The 12,663-nt window shown below is 72.7% G+C and carries 11 protein-coding genes; 8 read left to right on the top strand and 3 right to left on the bottom strand.

All coding sequences use genetic code 11. From position 1 onward, the window contains the following. Positions 1-160 precede the first annotated feature (160 nt). The gene (gene serA, locus IE241_RS13905) at positions 161-1,765 is read left to right on the top strand and encodes a phosphoglycerate dehydrogenase (protein ID WP_190022020.1); all 1,605 of its coding nucleotides are present in this window, start codon (positions 161-163) and stop codon (positions 1,763-1,765) included. Between the two features lie 184 nt (positions 1,766-1,949). Then, the gene (locus IE241_RS13900; RefSeq protein WP_190022019.1) at positions 1,950-2,840 is read left to right on the top strand and encodes a GntR family transcriptional regulator; all 891 of its coding nucleotides are present in this window, start codon (positions 1,950-1,952) and stop codon (positions 2,838-2,840) included. Positions 2,841-2,939: 99 nt separating this feature from the next. On the opposite strand, the gene IE241_RS13895 is transcribed toward IE241_RS13900, so the two are convergent. Further along, the gene (locus tag IE241_RS13895; protein ID WP_190022018.1) at positions 2,940-4,469 is read right to left on the bottom strand and encodes an MFS transporter; all 1,530 of its coding nucleotides are present in this window, start codon (positions 4,467-4,469) and stop codon (positions 2,940-2,942) included. Between the two features lie 96 nt (positions 4,470-4,565). On the opposite strand from IE241_RS13895, the gene IE241_RS13890 reads away from it, so the two are divergent. Continuing rightward, positions 4,566-5,189 (top strand): TetR/AcrR family transcriptional regulator, encoded by a 624-nt coding sequence (locus IE241_RS13890; RefSeq protein ID WP_190022017.1) that lies wholly within the window; start codon positions 4,566-4,568, stop codon positions 5,187-5,189. Between the two features lie 34 nt (positions 5,190-5,223). Here IE241_RS13890 and IE241_RS13885 read toward each other — a convergent pair whose 3' ends face one another. Further along, a complete protein-coding gene (locus IE241_RS13885) occupies positions 5,224-5,769 on the bottom strand; it encodes a TetR/AcrR family transcriptional regulator (RefSeq protein ID WP_268254393.1) in 546 nt (181 codons plus the stop codon). Between the two features lie 184 nt (positions 5,770-5,953). Here IE241_RS13885 and IE241_RS13880 point away from each other — a divergent pair, with 184 nt between their 5' ends. From IE241_RS13880 to IE241_RS13870, 3 genes are all read left to right on the top strand, one after another. Continuing rightward, positions 5,954-6,829, top strand: coding sequence for an NAD(P)-dependent oxidoreductase (locus tag IE241_RS13880; RefSeq protein ID WP_190022016.1), 876 nt, complete (start codon positions 5,954-5,956; stop codon positions 6,827-6,829). 234 nt (positions 6,830-7,063) lie between these two features. Next, complete coding sequence (locus IE241_RS13875; protein WP_190022015.1) at positions 7,064-8,278, top strand: cytochrome P450; 1,215 nt, start codon at positions 7,064-7,066, stop codon at positions 8,276-8,278. 22 nt (positions 8,279-8,300) lie between these two features. Then, on the top strand, positions 8,301-8,504 hold the full coding sequence (locus tag IE241_RS13870) for a ferredoxin (protein WP_190022014.1): 204 nt from the start codon (positions 8,301-8,303) through the stop codon (positions 8,502-8,504). A gap of 25 nt (positions 8,505-8,529) precedes the next feature. Here IE241_RS13870 and IE241_RS13865 read toward each other — a convergent pair whose 3' ends face one another. Continuing rightward, on the bottom strand, positions 8,530-9,762 hold the full coding sequence (locus IE241_RS13865; protein WP_190022013.1) for a PucR family transcriptional regulator: 1,233 nt from the start codon (positions 9,760-9,762) through the stop codon (positions 8,530-8,532). 266 nt (positions 9,763-10,028) lie between these two features. Between IE241_RS13865 and IE241_RS13860 the strand changes: the two genes are divergently transcribed. Next, positions 10,029-10,955 carry a proline dehydrogenase family protein gene (locus tag IE241_RS13860; RefSeq protein WP_190022200.1) on the top strand — a complete coding sequence of 309 codons (927 nt, stop codon included), beginning with the start codon at positions 10,029-10,031 and terminating at the stop codon, positions 10,953-10,955. A 55-nt stretch (positions 10,956-11,010) separates the two neighbouring features. Continuing rightward, the gene (pruA, locus tag IE241_RS13855) at positions 11,011-12,642 is read left to right on the top strand and encodes an L-glutamate gamma-semialdehyde dehydrogenase (RefSeq protein ID WP_190022012.1); all 1,632 of its coding nucleotides are present in this window, start codon (positions 11,011-11,013) and stop codon (positions 12,640-12,642) included. The last annotated feature ends 21 nt before the right edge of the window (positions 12,643-12,663 follow it).

Genomic DNA, 12,663 nt, shown 5'->3' with positions numbered 1-12,663 from the left:
AGCTCGCGCGAGGGCGCGGCAACCGCCGATACACTGCACACCAACAAGCGCGTACCAGGCTCACAGCGTCGTGCGTCTTCCACGCGGCTGCCTGCCCCCTTCACCGCCTGCGGCCGTCGGGACGGCCGTCCGCCATGGACCAGTGAGGACTGAGGACTCCGTGAGCACTGTTTCGCCCCGCAAACCCGTCGTGCTGATCGCCGAGGAGCTCTCCCCGGCCACCGTCGACGCGCTCGGCCCCGACTTCGAGATCCGGCACTGCAACGGCGCCGACCGCGCGGAGCTGCTGCCCGCCATTGCCGACGTCGACGCCGTGCTCGTACGCAGCGCCACCAAGATCGACGCGGAGGCCATCGCCGCCGCGAAGAAGCTGCGGGTCGTCGCCCGCGCCGGCGTCGGCCTGGACAACGTCGACGTCTCCGCCGCCACCAAGGCCGGCGTGATGGTCGTGAACGCCCCGACCTCCAACATCGTCACCGCCGCCGAGCTCGCCTGCGGCCTGCTCATCGCCACCGCGCGCAACATCCCGCAGGCCAACTCCGCGCTGAAGAACGGCGAGTGGAAGCGCTCCAAGTACACCGGCGTCGAGCTGTCCGAGAAGACCCTCGGCGTCGTCGGCCTCGGCCGGATCGGAGTGCTCGTCGCCCAGCGGATGTCCGCCTTCGGGATGAAGGTCGTCGCCTACGACCCGTACGTCCAGCCCGCCCGCGCCGCCCAGATGGGCGTCAAGCTGGTGACGCTCGACGAGCTCCTGGAGGTCGCGGACTTCATCACCGTGCACCTGCCCAAGACGCCGGAGACGCTCGGGCTCATCGGCGACGAGGCCCTGCGCAAGGTCAAGCCCAGCGTCCGGATCGTCAACGCCGCGCGCGGCGGCATCGTGGACGAGGCGGCGCTCGCCGCGGCCCTGAAGGAGGGCCGCGTCGCGGGCGCGGGCCTCGACGTCTACGCCTCGGAGCCGTGCACCGACTCCCCCCTCTTCGAGTTCGACAACGTGGTGGCCACCCCGCACCTCGGCGCCTCCACCGGCGAGGCCCAGGAGAAGGCCGGCATCGCCGTCGCCCGCTCCGTGCGGCTCGCCCTCGCCGGCGAGCTCGTGCCGGACGCGGTCAACGTCCAGGGCGGCGTCATCGCCGAGGACGTCAAGCCCGCCCTGCCGCTGGCCGAGAAGCTCGGCCGGATCTTCACGGCGCTGGCCGGCGAGGTCGCGGTCCGCCTCGACGTCGAGGTCTACGGCGAGCTCACCCAGTACGACGTCAAGGTCCTGGAGCTGTCCGCCCTCAAGGGCGTCTTCGAGGACGTCGTCGACGAGACGGTCTCCTACGTCAACGCCCCGCTGTTCGCGCAGGAGCGCGGCGTCGAGGTGCGGCTGACCACCAGCTCCGAGTCGGCCGAGCACCGCAACGTGGTCACCGTGCGCGGCACGCTCGCCGGTGGCGACGAGGTCTCCATCTCCGGCACCCTGGCCGGCCCGAAGAACCTGCAGAAGATCGTCGCCGTGGGGGACCACGACGTGGACCTCGCCCTCGCCGACCACATGGCCTTCTTCCGCTACGCCGACCGCCCCGGCGTCGTCGGCACGCTGGGCCGCATCCTCGGCGAGGCCGGCATCAACATCGCGGGCATGCAGGTCTCCCGCGCCACGGAGGGCGGCGAGGCGCTCGTCGCCCTCACGGTCGACGAGTCGGTTTCCCCGGCGGTGCTGTCGGAGATCGCCGAGGAGATCGGCGCGGCGTCGGCCCGCGCGGTGAACCTGACGGACTGACGTACGGCAAGCACCCTCGACGGGTCCGTCCGCCTCTCGGGGCGGCCGGGCCCGTCGTCCTTGCGGGGCGGGGGAGTCCGGCTTACAGGACAGGACAGGGCAGTCCGGCCCGGGGCCGCGGCGCGCCCACCGCCGGTGGGACGCGCCTTCCGCAGCGCCCCGCGGCTCTCCTAGCCTTCCCGTCATGGGTGTACTGGAACAGCCCGCCGCCCCGGCGTCCGCACCGTACCGCCGCATCGCCGCCGAACTCCGCGCCCGCATCGCCTCCGGCGAGATCCGCGCGGGGGAGAAGGTGCCCTCCGTACGGCGGATCGCCCAGGAGTGGGGCGTCGCGACGGCGACCGCCGCCAAGGTCCTGACGGTCCTGCGCGAGGAGGGCATGGTGCGGGCGGTGCCCGGCGTCGGCACCGTCGTGGCCGCCCCGTGCGGCGGGGCCGGGCCGGGGGACGGGGCCTGCGCGGGGCCCGGCGGGCGGCCGACCCGCGCGGCGGGCGCGCTGAGGGCGCTCACCCGCGAGCGCATCGTGCGGACGGCCGTCGCACGGGCCGACGCCCACGGCGCCGCGGCCCTGTCCATGCGCGCCCTCGCCGCCGAACTCGGCGTCCCCACCATGGCGTTGTACCGGCACGTGCCCGGCAAGGACGACCTCGTCGCCCTGATGGCGGACGCCGCCTTCGGCGAGCGCGGCCTCTCCGGCAGCACCCCCGGCGACTGGCGCGGCCGTCTGCACGCGGCCGCCCTGCACCAGTGGGCCGTCTACCGCCGCCATCCGTGGCTGGCCAGGGCGATGGTGACCGTCCCCCGCCCACAGCTCCCCGTGTACGTCACCGGCCTCATGGAGTGGGCGATGGCCCCGGCCCTCGGGACCGGCCTGGAGGCCGGTGCGGCGTTACGCATCGGGCTCACGGTCGCGGGGTACGTGCGCGGCGTGGCCGTGACCCTGGAGGACGGGGCGGCCGCCCGGCGGGCACGGGGCGGCGGCGACGCCGACGTCGACGCGCTGTTCGAGTTCGGCCTGGCCAGGCTGCTGGACGGGCTGGGCGTGTACGTCGAACAGCGGCGCGAGGGTTCATGACGGTTCATGACGGTTCATAGGGGCCCGCGCCGGGCGGGCTCACCTCCCGCCGCGAGGACGAGGCACCACGACGGCGAGGCACCGCCCCGCGCCCCCCCGTCAGGCGCCCCGCACCCGCCGCAGCGTGGCCACCGTGACCGCAGCGGACAGCAGCAGTACGGCCGTTCCGCCGGCGGCGGCCACGTTCATGCCGTGGGTGAAGGCCTCGTGCGAGGCGGCGAGAACCGTTTCGCCGGCCCGCCCCGGCAGCCGGGCGGCGACCGCCGCCGCCCCGCCGAGAGTCTCGCGGGCCGCGTCCAGCGCCCCGTGCGGCAGGTCCGCGGGCAGGTCGCCGGTCATGTCGCGGCGGTAGACGGCCACGCCCACGCTGCCGAAGAGCGCCATGCCCAGCGCCCCGCCCAGCTCCTGGCCGGTCTCCAGCAGGGAGGCCGCGCTGCCCGCCTTCTCCGGCGGGGCGCTGCCGAGCGCCATGTCGGAGACCAGGGCCATGACCACGACGATGCCGGAGGCGATGACCGCCGCGCCGGCCAGCGTCAGGGCCAGGGAGTCCGTGCCGGCGCCCGCCAGCAGCCCGTAGCCCGCGGCGGCGAGGACGAAGCCGGCCGCCATGACGTAGGCCTTGGGGGCCCGCTGCCCGGCGACGGTGGCGAGCGGGGCGACGCAGCCGACCGCCACGGAGGGGACGGCGCCCCACAGCGCCGCCTCCAGCGGGCCCTTGCCGAGCACGGACTGCAGGTACTGCGTGGTGAAGTAGGCGGAGCCCATCATGCCGAACGTGGCCAGCGTGTTGATCCCGACGCCCGCCCCGAAGACACGGTGACGGAACAGCTCCCGGCTGATCAGCGCGTCGTCCCGGCCGCGCTGGCGCCGCACGAACGCGGCGCCGATCAGGAGGCCGGCGGCCACGCACGCCGCAGGCACCGGGGCGAGGCCCTCCGCAGCGATTTCCTTGACTCCGTAGATCACCGGGATGACGGCGCCGATCGACAGCGGCACGCTCGGCAGGTCGAACCGGCCCGGGCGCGGGTCCTTGGACTCCGGCACGAGCAGCGGCGCGAGCACCAGCAGCAGCACCATCGCGGGGACGTTGACGAGGAACGCCGAGCCCCACCAGAAGTGCTCCAGCAGCAGCCCGCCGAGCACCGAACCGAGCGCGATGCCGCCCGCCATGGCGCCCGACCAGATGCCGATCGCCTTACTGCGCTGCCGGTCGTCGTGGAACATGTTGCGCACCAGCGCCATGGTCGAGGGCATCAGGGTGGCCCCGCCCAGCCCGAGCACGGCGCGCGCGGCTATCAGCATCTCCGCGCTCTGCGCGTACGCGGCGAAGACCGACGCGACACCGAAGGCGCCCGCCCCGGCCAGCAGCAGCCTGCGGCGGCCGATGCGGTCCCCGAGGGCCCCCATGGTGATCAGCAGTCCGGCGAGGGCGAAGGCGTAGCTGTCGAAGATCCACAGCTGCTGGGTGCCGGTCGGCTCCAGGTCCCGGCCGATGGCCGGCATGGCGAAGAAGAGGACGGAGACGTCCATCGAGACCAGGAGCAGGGGCAGCAGGAGGACGGTGAAGGCCGTCCATTCCTTGCGGCCCGCGAGGGTGCGGGCGGGCGGGGTCGCCAGTGGGGTCGTCATGGACGGCGACTATACGCACGTCTTAAACGCTTGTCTATGACGCTTGTATAGGACGGTCGTCTAGGACGGATGTATGGCTGCGGTTACGCTGCTGACATGGGACATCGCGAAGATCTGCTCGAGGGCGCCAAGCGCTGCCTGCTCGACAAGGGCTGGACGCGCACCACGGCGCGCGACATCGTGGCCGCCTCGGGGGCCAACCTCGCCTCCATCGGCTACCACTACGGTTCGAAGGAAGCGCTGATGATGGAGGCGTTCATCCAGCTGACCGTGGAATGGGCCGACGGGGCGGCACCCGTCATCGCCTCCGCTGTGGATCCGGACGCTCCGCGCGAGGACCGCCTCGCCGCCACGCTGGACCGGGTGACCGCGGGCTTCGCGAACGACCGCGCGTTCTGGTCGGCGCAGCTGGAGATCATCGGCCAGCTGGTGAAGAACCCCGAGCTCAGGGAGAAGTTCGCCGCGGTGCAGCCCGGCGGGCGCGAGGGCATGGTGGCGCTCTTCGAGGGCGTCCACGACAGCGCGGTCGGCCCGGAGGCGACCCGTACGGTGGGCGCCTTCTATCACGCCCTGTTCATAGGGCTGTTGACGCAGTGGCTCATCGATCCCGCGGCGGCGCCCACCGGCAAGGAGATCGTCGAGGGTGCCCGGCGGGCGCTCGCGGGCACGGTGCTGGACGCGCCGGGCGCGCCCGGCGCGCCGGAGGGGGCGGGCGGCTGACGGGGGACGCCGCTGAGCCCGCCCCGCGCCGGGCTCAGCGGTAGGAGTCGATCAGGCGCGCCAGATGGCGCCCCGCGATGAGCAGGGGCTCCTCGCTGCGGGCGATCTGAGCCGTCAGCTCGGCGCCCTCCAGCGTGTTGATCACCGTGTGCGCGAGCTCGCGGGCGTCCTGCGCGGCGAATCCGGCGGCGAGGAGCCGGTCGTGCACCAGGCCCCGCCAGCGCTCGAACGCCTCGGCGGCCGCCAGCCGGATGCCGGGGGCGTTCGCGGCGGTGCCCAGGGACGTGGCCGTGACCGGGCAGCCGTCCAGCCAGTCGGAGGCGCGCAGCTCCGCGGCGACGAGCCCGGCGGCGGCGAGCACCGCCTCGGCCGGGTCCGGCCGGCTCTCCAGCGCCGTGCGCAGCATGCCGGCGAACTCCCGGTCGCCGTGCCGGATCGCCTCGGTGGCCAGCTCCTGCTTGCCGCCGGGGAAGAAGTGGTAGACCGACCCGAGCGTCGCGTTCGCCTCCCGGGAGATCTGTTTGATGCCCGTGCCTTCGTAGCCCTGACGCTGCATCAGCCGGGATGCCGCGCGGACGATCCGCTCGCGCGTGCCGAGGCCGGCGTCCGGCCCCGCGGCGGGTTCGTCGTGGTCCTGCTCCGGGGAGTCGTGCTCCGGGGTCGTCTTCACCCTGCCGAGAATATAGGTAGAGCGTTCGTTCTAGATGCGTGTTACGTTGATCCCGTTGCTGGATAGAGCGTTCGTTCTAGAGGGGTGTGGATTCATGGTTTCCGCGGACAAGCGAGCAGTGACCGTCATCGGCCTCGGCCCGATGGGTCAGGCGATGGCGGGGGCGTACCTGGACGCCGGCTACGAGGTGACGGTCTGGAACCGCACCGCCGCCAAGGCCGACGCCCTGGTCGCACGGGGCGCGCACCGTGCGGCCGGCGCCGAGGAGGCCCTGGCCGCGAACGAGCTGGTGATCCTCAGCCTGACCGACTATGACGCGATGTACGCGATCCTGGAGCCCGCCGCGGCCGCCCTGCCCGGCCGGGTCCTGGTGAACCTCAGCTCGGACACCCCGGAGCGGGCCCGCGAGGCCGCCGCGTGGGCCGCCGGGCGCGGGGCCGAGCACCTCACGGGCGGGGTGCAGGTGCCGCCCTCGGGCATCGGCAAGCCGGAGTCGTCCACCTTCTACAGCGGCCCCAAGGAGGTCTTCCAGGCCCACGAGGCCGCCCTGAAGGTGCTCACCGGAGCGGACTACCGCGGCACGGACCCCGGTAGCGCCGCGCTGTTCTACCAGATCCAGATGGACATGTTCTGGACCGCGATGCTCAGCTACCTGCACGCCACCGCGATCACCGCCGCGAACGGCATCACCGCGCAGGAGTTCCTGCCGTACGCGCAGTCCACGATGGCCTCGATCCCGGGCTTCCTCGCCTTCTACGCCCCGCGCATCGACGCCGGTCACCACGAGGGTGACGTCGACAAGCTCGCCATGGGGGTGGCCAGCGTCGACCACGTCGTCCACACCACCGAGGGCTCGGGGGTCGACGCCGCCCTGCCGGCCGCGGTCCGGGAGGTCTTCCGGCGCGGCGTGGAGCGCGGGTACGGGGGCGACAGCTTCACCCGTCTGCTGGAGGTCTTCAAGGCGAGCTGAGCCGCGGCGGGGTGCGCTGCGCGGGGCGGGCCGGACGGAGGTGGGGGCCGGGTCGGACGGGGGTGGGTCGAACGTGCTGAAGACGGCAAAGGCGTGGTCACGGGCCGAATGCGGGAGCTTGTCGGGCGTTGTGCGCGATATGGCCGGATTGCTCGTAGCCCGAACCCCGGAAGAGGCTTGGACTGGATGAACCGGATGTAGAGGACAACAGTCCGAACGCCTGGAAGGAAGCACATGACCGACACCGGGACCCAGTCCACCACCTCATCGGCTCCCTCCTTCCCCAGCGACCGCACCTGCCCCTATCAGCCACCCGCGGGCCACCAGGACCTGGCCGCCCGCGGCCCGCTGACGCGCGTCACCCTGTACGACGGGCGCGGGGTGTGGCTGGTGACGGGCCACACCGAGGCCCGCGCCCTGCTCACGGACCCCCGCGTCTCGTCCAACCGTCAGAATCCGGCCTTTCCCGTGCTCGCCCCGCGGGCCGAGAACCAGGCGTCGGTGGTGATCCCGCTCCTCGGCGTGGACGACCCCGAACACGCCCGGCAGCGCCGCATGCTGATCCCCCGCTTCAGCCTCAAACGGGCCGCCGCCATGCGGCCCCGCATCCAGGCCCTCGTCGACGGCCTCATCGACACCATGCTCGCCAAGGGCGACAGCGCGGAACTCGTCTCCGCGTACGCCCTGCCCGTGCCGTCCATGGTGATCTGCACCCTGCTCGGCATCCCCTACGACGACCACGACTTCTTCGAGGCCTGCTCCCGGCGGATGCTGGCGGCGCCGACCGCCGCGGAGTCCACCGCCGCGCGCGACGACCTGCGCGACTACCTCCACCGGCTCGTGGACCGCAAGGAGGCCGAGCCCGGCGACGGCCTGCTCGACGAGCTCATCGCCGACCGCCTCGCCGACGGCCAGGTCGACCGCGACGAACTGGTCATGATGGCGCTGCTGTTGCTCGTCGCCGGCCACGAGACCACGTCCAACATGATCGCGCTCGGCGTGTACACCCTCCTCGAACACCCTGACGAGCTCGCCGCCCTGCGCGCCGACCCCGCCCTGATGCCCGGCGCCGTGGAGGAGCTGCTGCGCTTCCTGTCCATCGCCGACGGCCTGATACGGGTCGCGACGGAGGACATCGAGATCGGCGGGCGGACCGTGCGCACCGGCGACGGCATCATGATCGGCACCTCCGTCGTCAACCGCGACGCCGCCGCCTACGCCGATCCCGAGGCCCTGGACGTCCGCCGCTCGGCCCGCCACCACGTCGCGTTCGGCTACGGCGTCCACCAGTGCCTGGGGCAGAACCTGGCCCGCGCCGAGATGGAGATCGCCCTGTCCACGCTCTTCACCCGTATCCCGGGCCTGCGCCTCGCCGTTGCTCCGGGCGAGGTGCCCGTCAAGCCCGGCGACACCCTGCAAGGACTCTTCGCTCTCCCGGTCGCCTGGTGAGCCCGTCGAAACGGAATCCGCCATGAGTGCTCTTCGCGTCTCCATCGACTCCGACGTCTGCATCGGCGCGGGCCAGTGCGCCCTGACCGCACCGAGCGTCTTCGACCAGGACGACGACGGCTTCGGCCTCGTCCGCCCCGGCCGCGAGGACGGCGGGGGCGATGCGCTCGTCAAGGAGGCGGCGCGGGCCTGTCCCGTCCAGGCCATCACCGTGGAGGAGGACTAGCGGGCCCGGGGCCCGCCGGGGGTGGCTACAGGCGGGAGGCCTTCAGCGCCATATGGAGCAGCAGCCGCCCCTCGCCCTCGTCCAGATCCAGGCCGGTGAGCTGCTCCACGCGCGCCAGGCGGTAGTAGAGCGTCTGGCGGTGGATGCCCAGGGCCGCGGCCGTGCGGCCCGCCTGGCCCGCGCAGTCGAGGAACACCTCGGCCGTGCGGGCCAGTTCCGCGTGGGCGGGGGCCAGCAGGGGGCGGACCGAGGTGTCCGCGGCGGCCCCGGCCGGCAAGGAGGCCAGCACGCGGTACGGGCCGATGTCGCCCCACTCCGCCACCGGCCCCAGGCGCGGCTCCGCGGCCGCGGCCCGCGCCGCCGCCAGCGCCTCGCGCCAGGCCTCCGGCAGCTCCGCGAGGCCACGGCGCGGGGCGCCGAGCCCGGCCGTGCCGCGCCGTGCGGCGCCCGCCCCCGCGCGCGGGGAGCGCAGCAGCCGCTCGGCGGCCGTACGGGCCGGGGCGATCGTCGTCGTGGTGCGCAGCCGCACCAGGGCGGCCAGCGCCGCCGAACCGTCGGGCAGGGGATCGGGCACGGTGCACAGGGCGGCCACCCCGGACTGCCCCGCCAGCGCCGACCCCACGCCGTCGGGCGCGGACGGCTCGCCCTCGCCGTGCTCGCCCTCGCCCAGCGCCCACGGCGCCACCGCGACCAGCCCCAGCGGCCCGTCCGCCGCCTGGCCCATCGCCTCCCGCAGCGCCGCCGCCGCGGCGTCGCGCCCCGCGGGCCGCCCCGCGAGCACCTCCCGCAGCAGCTCGCCCAGCTCCGCGCCGGCCCGCGCCTCGGCGGCCAGCAGTTCACCGATCCGGGCCGCCGTCTCCATGGCCTGCGCCAGCCGCGGATCCGCGTACGGGACGCTCAGATCCAGGCCCGCCAGCTGCTCGTCGTCCAGCAGCCACACATAGCCGTGCACCACGCCCCGGTGGCGCACCGGCAGGCAGATGCGGCCCTTGAAGACCCCCGCCGCCGGGTCCGGCGGGATCCGCAGCGGGGCCTGGGCCCGCGCGATGCCGAACGCCTCGAACCACGCCCGGACGGCCGCCGTGGACCGCCGCTGCAGGATCGAGCGGGTGCGCACCGGGTCCATCATCACGTCGAGGTCGTCCTCGCCGCCGTGGGCGCCGAAGGCGATCAGTACGAAGTCGCGGTCCTCGAGCGTCGCGGGGGCGCCGAGCGCCGCCGATATCTCGTCGACGAGGTGCTGATAGTCGCCGCGCATGGCTTCGCCACGCTCCTTCCCCCGCTTCGTGCGGCCCGTCCGGCCCACCGCCGGCCGGGTCTTTTGGACGCCGGGCGGGTCTTTTCGGCCCGGAATCGCCCCAAGTTTCTATGTGTAGGTCACCATTGTCATACATGTGTCTGAGATCCGGGCCACGGATGCGTGACAGCTGTCGATGGTCCAGGATCGGGGTGATCTCTAGTTTTCACGATGAGTTCCATATGTCGTCTCCCCAGGCGGAGACGACCGTCATCGTGGAGGTGCCCGTGCTGGGTCCCGTGATCCTCGCTGCGTCGCGCAGCGACAAGATGCGCCGTTTCGTGTCGGCTGCCCCGGGCACCAAGCAGGTCGTCGACCGCTTCATCGCGGGCGAGACCGTCGACCAGGTCATCCCGATCGTCAAGGACGCCGCGGCCAAGGGCCTCGAGGTCACCCTGGACGTCGTCGGCGAGGACATCACCACCGTCGAGCAGTCCCACGCCGCCCGCGACGCCTATCTGCAGCTGATCGGCCGCCTGGAGGAGCTCGGCCTGGGCACCCGGGCCGAGATGTCGGTCAAGCTCTCCATGTTCGGCCAGGCCCTGGAGGGCGGCCACGAGCTCGCCCTCGCCAACGTCCGCCCCGTCGTCGAGGCCGCCGCGGCCATCGGCACCACGGTTACGCTGGACGCGGAGGACCACACAACCCTCGACTCGATGTTCGCCATCCACGAGGAGCTGCGGAAGGACTTCCCGCAGACCGGCTGCGTCATCCAGGCGTACCTCTTCCGCACCGAGGACGACGCCCGCCGCCTGGCCGCCGCCGGCAGCCGTGTGCGTATCGTGAAGGGGGCGTACAAGGAGCCCGCCTCCGTCGCGTACCAGGACAAGACGGAGATCGACAAGGCGTTCGTCCGGATCATCAAGATCCTCATGGCGGGCGAGGGCTACCCGATGATCGGGTCGCACGACCCGCGTCTGATCGCCATCACCCAGGAGCTGGCCCGGCAGGCCGGCCGCAAGCCCGACGAGTACGAGTTCCAGATGCTGTACGGAATCCGCAGTGAGGAGCACGTCCGCCTGGCCGCCGAGGGCCACCGGATGCGCGTGTACACGGCGTACGGCACCGACTGGTACGGCTACTTCATGCGCCGGCTCGCCGAGAAGCCCGCGAACCTGCTGTTCTTCGCCCGGTCCATCCTCACCAAGGGCTGACCCCCGGCTGACCCCCGACATCCCCCCGCAGAGCCCCGAAGGAGAAACGGAACCCATGGACGCTGTCACCCAGGTCCCCGCACCGGTCAACGAGCCGGTCCACGGCTACGCCCCCGGCAGCCCCGAGCGCGCCCGCCTCGAGGCGAAGCTCAAGGAGCTGGCGGCCAACCCGGTCGACCTGCCGATGACCATCGGCGGCGAGAAGCGCATGGGCGGCGGCGAGCCGTTCAAGGTCGTCCAGCCGCACAACCACGCCGCCGTCCTCGGCACCTTCAACAACGCCACGCAGGCCGACGCGCAGGACGCGATCGACGCCGCGCTCGCCGCCGCCCCGGCCTGGCGCGCGATGTCCTTCGACGACCGCGCCGCGATCATCCTGCGCGCCGCCGAGCTGCTGTCCGGCCCCTGGCGCGAGACGCTGGCCGCCTCCACCATGCTGGGCCAGTCCAAGACCGCCCAGCAGGCCGAGATCGACACCCCCTGCGAGCTCGTCGACTTCTGGCGCTTCAACGTGCACTTCGCGCGCCAGATCCTCGCCGAGCAGCCGGTCGCCAACTCCGCCGGCGTGTGGAACCGCAGCGACCACCGGCCGCTGGAGGGCTTCGTCTACGCGATCACGCCCTTCAACTTCACCGCCATCGCCGGCAACCTGCCGACCGCCCCGGCCCTCATGGGCAACGTCGTCGTCTGGAAGCCGTCCCCGACGCAGACCCACTCCGCCGTGCTGCTGATGCAGCTCCTGGAGGAGGCGGGCCTGCCCAAGGGCGTCATCAACCTGGTGACCGGCGACGGCATCGCCGTCTCCGAGGTGGCCCTGAACCACCCCGAGCTGGCCGGCATCCACTTCACCGGCTCGACCAAGACCTTCCAGCACCTGTGGAAGACGGTCGGCAACAACATCGAGAACTACAAGTCCTACCCGCGCCTGGTCGGCGAGACCGGCGGCAAGGACTTCGTCGTCGCCCACCCGAGCGCCGACCGCGCGGTCCTGAAGACCGCCCTGACCCGCGGCTCCTTCGAGTTCCAGGGCCAGAAGTGCTCGGCCTCCTCCCGCGCCTACGTCCCCCGCTCCATCTGGGAGGACGGCTTCAAGGAGGAGTTCGCGGCCGAGGTCGACGGCATCACCATGGGTGACGTCACCGACCTGTCGCACTTCATCGGCGCCGTCATCGACGACCGTGCCTTCGCCAAGAACAAGGCCGCGATCGACCGCGCCAAGGCCGACCCGTCCTGCACGATCGTCGCCGGCGGCACCTACGACGACTCGGTCGGCTACTTCGTGCGCCCGACCGTCATCGAGTGCACCGACCCGGAGAACGAGGTCTTCACGACCGAGTACTTCGGCCCGATCCTCGCCGTCCACGTCTACGAGGACGCCGACTTCGACGCGATGCTCGCCCAGATGGAGTCCGTCTCGGCGTACGCGCTGACCGGCGCCGTCATCGCCAACGACCGCGCCGCGGCCGCCGACGCCATGGCCAAGCTGCGCTTCGCCGCCGGCAACTTCTACATCAACGACAAGTCGACCGGTGCCGTGGTCGGCCAGCAGCCGTTCGGCGGCGGCCGTGCCTCCGGTACGAACGACAAGGCCGGCGCCGCGTCCAACCTGACGCGGTGGATCTCGACCCGCTCCATCAAGGAGACCCTGGTCGCGCCGACCGACTACCGCTACCCGCACATGGGCTGACCCGTCCCGTAGCTGAACTCC

This window comes from Streptomyces hiroshimensis, from assembly GCF_014650335.1.
In the GTDB taxonomy this organism is placed as follows: domain Bacteria; phylum Actinomycetota; class Actinomycetes; order Streptomycetales; family Streptomycetaceae; genus Streptomyces; species Streptomyces hiroshimensis.
The sequence above is the reverse complement of the archived record's forward strand: the minus strand, read 5'-3'. Positions and strand labels throughout refer to the sequence as shown.